Here is a 4,130-nt window from a genome sequence, read left to right on the forward strand (position 1 = left end):
TATAAAAATCATCAGGTAGTTGAATTCTTTTTGGCATTGTTTTGTTGGTGAAAAAAATGATTATTATACACTATTTATAGTATTGTTGTTTTTTGAATTTGGTATTACTTTTTGCCTAGTGTGAGAGGTGGGTTAGGTTGTTGCCTGTGTCGTAGATATAAGTTTGTTGATAAGATTCTAGGGTGTTCATAATTGCTAGAGCTTTTTTAATTTTAAAATTTATGATGGTATGCGTTTAAAGATTTCACCTTGTAAAATTAACTATACCTTGATTTCAAAATAAAAATCATACCTTTCAACCCTTTTTAAAAGGTGAAAATTTAGTTTTTATTTGTGTAAAGTTCTCAATTCATATATTTTGTTCTGGGGCACGACTTTATAAGATAGTACAGTGTTGTTTTTGTGGTACAGGTGCAGATAGGTTGGTTAATTTGGCTGGTATCCTCTTTACTACATTGCCAAATATCTCTTTCATAATATTTTTTGAGCCATAAACTAAGAAAATACTTTCTTCTAAACCATCTACACCTTCAACCCACACACCAAAATCAGATGTCATGTCTGCTCTACGATTATCTATACGGATACTAGCATATTTATCAATGACACTTTTGAGAGTTACAGCAATACTTGAATCTGCATCCATATGTTTAAAAGCAGGATATGCTTTTGGGTTTTGATTTTCATTTCTCTTTACATTTGTTAGCGTATGGCCTGCACCAACTAAAAAGAGTGAACTTCCTTCTAATTGTAATCTTTGGTATTCTTTTTTATCGCACCAATGATCTCTGCCAATACGTTCAGCATTCATGGTTGCCGCTAGCTCCATTACATGCATTTTTGCGTTTCCCAATTCTTGAGCTTCTTTAGGTGTTAAATCTGTATATTTATCGCTTATTTTCTTTTGCGTATATTGAGCACGGATTATTTCTGGATGTGTACTAGGTCTCATGTTTATATTGACATTAGTGTTTTCTTGTATAAAATTTTGAAATTCAATTGAAGTGCTTAAGTCCGCTGCCAAATAATTTCCGTGTGGTGAAATGTGCTCTTCTCCAACCCAAATATTCAACTTTCTTTGATTTGCCTTATAAGCGTTAATGCTGTCGATAAACCTACTCCAAGATATAAGCGGAAAATGCCCTGTCGGGTCTGTGTATTTAAGCGGATTATTACCCACATAAACATACAAATTTAAGCCAGCACCCGCACCCGCTGCATCTGGGCTTATCCATCTCGTTAGCCAAGGGGCTAGATACCTAGCACCGTAGTAGCATAAACCACTGCTGTCGTCTCTTTCTTTGCCCGTGTAGCGGTAGCGTTTTTGCTGGGCTTGGGTTTTGTCTTTACCAGCAATGATGGCAGTACCACCATAAGGATAATAATGTTCGTAACTGAGAGTTTGGGCTTTGTCGCCCAATTCCAAGGTGTTGGATTGTAGGTGGCTGTTGAGTTGGTAGTGGGTTTGGGTGTTGTCTTTGCTGCTTTCGCTGAGAATGTGGGTGCCGATGTGCAGGGTGGTGCTTTGTTGTTTTGCTTGGTTGATTGAGATGTCTAGTGCGGGCAGGTAGTCTCTTTGGCTTTGTGTTTGGTGCTCAGATTCAATAACAGTGCGGACTCGCTTGCCTTGATAATCATAGACATAGTATTGTGTGGTGTTGGGTTTGTTTACTTTAGTCAGTTTATTTAAGGTGTTGTTGTAGTGCCAATTTAAAGTGCCAATGTTATCAAGGGCTAATAGGTTGCCATTGACATCAAAGTCGCTGGTGGATTGTTGGGTTTCAGTGCCACGGTTGTTGTTTGAATGGATGATGAGGGTTTGTTGCCACGCACTACTGTTTGCTTGGTGATATAGGTTGGTTAGGTTGTTGCCTGTGTCGTAGGCGTAGGTTTGCTGGTAGGGTTCTAGTGAAATCACGATATGGTGCAGTGGCATGTTTGTTGTCTTATCCTAGATAACCTACTGGCAGGTGCAAAATATTCATGCATATCTCCACGAGGTGGTAGGGGTTCGTCAGCAGATATTAAAGGCATTTTTGATTTTAAATGTAGGCGAATATCATTGCCAATACTCTTTAACTTTATAGAGGTTACTTCAAGACTAAAAGTATTGGTAATCCTTAAAGAAGATCTGCCATTATCACTATTTCTAAGAAAATTATTATAAAACCTTGGGTAATTTCTATCCGTTTGATAAATTTTTATTACTTCGTTTGTGCTGTGGTTGGTTATATTTTGGCGTAATATTTTTTTAGGTAGCATATTTAATGCACCTGCTATTTTTGTCATCCCTAAATACTGATAAGAGGTTACTTCTGTTGCGTTCAAGCCAGAACGATAAACTGGGCGTTTACTTTTTAAATTTGCAGTAAAAACTAATTCCCCTCTGGAGAAGTACATAGTATTCCTAAAAATATCATAAGGCGGATGAGAATAGGCTTGAATAATTAGTGCTCCGTTGCTACTCTCTTCTGATTTTATTAAAAATTCTGTATTGGCGTTTAACAAGTTAAGTTTATCAGCAGGATACGCCCTGACAATATTTTCCAGCCTTTCATACGCTTCAGGAAAATAAAATAAATTATTATTCTGATAAGTTCCTTCAATTGGGCTTAGCACATCTATTTCACCATAGGGCGGACGCATGTCAACTGGAATAATTTTAACATACCCTGTCGGGTCTGTGTATTTAAGGGGATTATTGCCCACATAAACATATAAATTTAATCCATCAACCGCTCCTGCTGAATCAGGGCTTATCCATCTCGTTAACCAAGGGGCTAGGTACCTAGCACCGTAGTAGCATAAGCCACTACTGTCGTCTCTTTCTTTGCCCGTATAGCGATAGCGTTTTTGCTGGACTTGGGTTTTGTCTTTGCCAGCGATGATGGCAGTGCCACCATAAGGATAATAATGTTCATAACTGAGGGTTTGGGCTTTGTCATCCAACTCTAGGGTGTTGGATTGTAGGTGACTGGTGAGTTGATATCGGGTTTGGCTGAGGTTTTGGGTGTTGTCTTTGTTGCTTTCGTTAAGGATGTGGGTGCCGATGTGCAGGGTGTTGTTTTGTTGTTTTGCTTGGTTGCTTGAGATGTCTAATAAAGGCAGGTAATCCCTTTGGCTTTGTAGTTGATTGTTAGATTCAACCACAGTGCGAACTCGCTTGCCTTGATAATCATAAACATAGTATTGTGTGGTGTTGCTTTTGTCTGCTTTAGTGAGTTTGTTAAGGGTGTTGTTGTAATACCAGCCTAGGTTAGCAATATTGTCTAAATGTAATAAATTGCCATTGGTATCAAAGTTATTTTGGTTGTTATTTTCAGTGCCACGGTTGCTGTTTGGGCGGATGGCGAGAGTTTGTTGCCAAGTGCTACTGTTTGCTTGGTGCGATAGGGCGGTTAGGTTGTTGCCTGTGTCGTAGGTGTAGGTTTGCTGGTAGTACTCTGAAGTATTAATCATAAGATATTGTAATCCTTGTGTTAGGGGATCCTTGTATTTTCTATTTTTTGATTGGGGTTTTAAATGTTTTTATGCTTATCAGTTTTTTATGCTTTAGTATACTAATAAATTGACCTTTAGAATTAATATGAGTATTGTAATATTGAGGTATAAACTCCCCTTTAATATAAATATTTTTCTTCCAAGCATCTATTACTAAAGTGTCTGCATTCCATTTATCAGGTTCGAGCAAAGGGGTTGATTGATCACGGTTAAACAAGTTGAAAGTATGCTGAGGCGTTTCTAACATTTCTACTACCATATCAGGATACTGCCAATTTAACTCATGCAACATTATTTCTGAACATTCTCCACAATTGGCAACTTTATATTGTTTAAAGACCATATCTTTTAATTTACCAGATAAGCTAAATTGAATAATGGCATTTAAAGGAGACACTTTGTTGCGCATTATAATATTTTTAATATGGGCATTTCTATTGTCTCGTAACGCTTCTATTTTATCATTTGCTATTGAAGCATGCTCTTGATATGGATAAGAAAATCCCCCTTCCTCATAAAACCGGCTAGAAGAATCTAGCGCACCTAGGTCTTTAAAAATATCCCATTGCAAAATATCTTGCTGTATCTTTTTTATTTGAGTTAAATCAATTGAGGGTGTATTTTTGTCT

General features: G+C 37.4%; 2 protein-coding genes and 1 pseudogene. All 3 read right to left on the reverse strand.

Going from position 1 to position 4,130, the window contains the following annotated elements; translation table 11 throughout:
• Window positions 1–376: 376 nt before the first annotated feature.
• Window positions 377–1,918 carry an RHS repeat-associated core domain-containing protein gene (locus BBROOKSOX_RS12245; RefSeq protein ID WP_257607837.1) on the reverse strand — a complete coding sequence of 514 codons (1,542 nt, stop codon included), beginning with the start codon at window positions 1,916–1,918 and terminating at the stop codon, window positions 377–379.
• Window positions 1,915–3,459: an RHS repeat-associated core domain-containing protein gene (locus BBROOKSOX_RS12250; protein WP_257607838.1), complete on the reverse strand. Its 1,545-nt coding sequence runs from the start codon at window positions 3,457–3,459 to the stop codon at window positions 1,915–1,917. The genes BBROOKSOX_RS12245 and BBROOKSOX_RS12250 overlap by 4 nt, the downstream gene beginning before the upstream one ends.
• A gap of 40 nt (window positions 3,460–3,499) precedes the next feature.
• Window positions 3,500–4,130: pseudogene (locus BBROOKSOX_RS09200) on the reverse strand (hypothetical protein); the annotation flags it as partial.

The sequence above is a fragment of the bacterium endosymbiont of Bathymodiolus sp. 5 South genome (assembly GCF_900128535.1).
Lineage (GTDB): Bacteria > Pseudomonadota > Gammaproteobacteria > PS1 > Pseudothioglobaceae > Thiodubiliella.

Coding starts and splice junctions, on each gene's coding strand:
- BBROOKSOX_RS12250 (WP_257607838.1), bottom strand. CDS start 3,459: ATGATTAATACTTCAGAGTACTACCAGCAAACCTACACCTACGACACA.